The following is a 1509-nucleotide window of genomic DNA, read 5'->3' on the forward strand; positions in this document are numbered from 1 at the left end:
CGATGAGCTGAAGGCGTAGTTTTTAATATTTTTTTACTTCACTAAAGGGCAGAATAGCTCAATAAAGAAGTATGAACAAAGCGAAATTTTATGAAAAAGGAAAAACCTCCCTTTAGGGAGGCATGTATTAATATTCGTTAAAGAAGCTTTGAATCTTCTTCGGATCACTAGTTTGAGTTAATGCTAGCATTAAAAGGATTCTCGCCTTTTGTGGATTTAATGAATCAGCAGCGACAAAATTATTGGTATCATCAGAGGCGGAACGAGTAACTATACCATCTCCTACACGGGAGGAACGAACAATCGCTACTCCTTGTTTAGCAGCATCTATTGCTCCTTGTTTAGCAGCATTTGAGATAGAACCATTTCCGGAACCTGCTACTACAATCCCTTTAGATCCAGCCGCAACGAGTGCATCGTATAAATACCTTCCATCATTCTGATAACCATATACGATATCTACTTGAGGAAGTTTATCGATTTTGGAAATATCGAATACCGACTTAGTAGTATGTTTACGAGTAATTTCATTGAAAAAGTATATTTTTCCTCCTGCAATTGCACCAAGATATCCTTGTTCTTCCGATTTGAATGTTTCTAACATGGTAGTATTAGTTTTAGTAGTATATCTAGCAGAACCAATTCGGTCATTTAAAGCCATGAAAACACCTTTTCCTTTTGCCTCAGGGCTAGAGGCAATCTTAACCGCATTATAAAGGTTAAACGGACCATCTGCGCTAATTGCTGTTGCTGGTCTCATTGCACCTACAACTACAACAGGTTTATCGCTTTTAACGACTAGATTCAGAAAATATGCCGTCTCCTCTAAGGTATCTGTACCGTGGGTTATCACAATTCCATCAACATCATCTGATGCTAATAGCTCATTAACTCTTTTAGCCATTTTAAGCAATATCTCGTTATTTATATTTGAACTTCCCGTATTTGCGATTTGTTCTCCACTAACATTAGCAATTTCTTTCATTTCAGGGACTGCCTTGATTAGTGTATCAACACCAATAGCACCGGCTGAATACCCTGTGGTTGCTGTATTGGATGCCGCAGAACCTGCTATCGTTCCACCAGTAGCTAAAATTTTAACGTTAGGTAAATCCACTTTTTCCGCCGCAAAAGCGGAAGGAATAATAGTTCCACCTAATGGAGCTATGTATAATGCACTTAATAATGAGCTGGTTAATAATGTTGCTGCTAAGTATTTTTTTAAATTCATTTCCTTTTTCTCCTCCTCTAATTTTGTTATCTGTATATTAATTTAATTTTATTTACTAATAAATGTTATAACTTTGTAAAGAAATCTGACATGCAAAATATAATCTGAATTATTTGTAATCAAATGACACAAGAAACTAAGCCCAGAGAGGTATAATCTTTTCAGCCCTTCTAAGCTCGAAGAATAATTTGCGCTTGATGAAATTGTTGTTTAGCTATCGGGAATCGATAGTACATGACGGTTGCATTTGCATCCGTCTTTTTATTTGTTCTGCTATC

1 protein-coding gene is annotated in these 1509 nt (G+C 36.4%); it reads right to left on the minus strand.

Annotated features, from left to right (window positions below; all coding sequences use genetic code 11):
• Positions 1 to 127: 127 nt before the first annotated feature.
• The gene (locus tag ABLT31_RS38600) at positions 128 to 1231 is read right to left on the minus strand and encodes a type II asparaginase (RefSeq protein ID WP_367761011.1); all 1104 of its coding nucleotides are present in this window, start codon (positions 1229 to 1231) and stop codon (positions 128 to 130) included.
• Between the last annotated feature and the right edge of the window lie 278 nt (positions 1232 to 1509).

It is taken from the genome of Ammoniphilus soli (genome assembly GCF_040813775.1).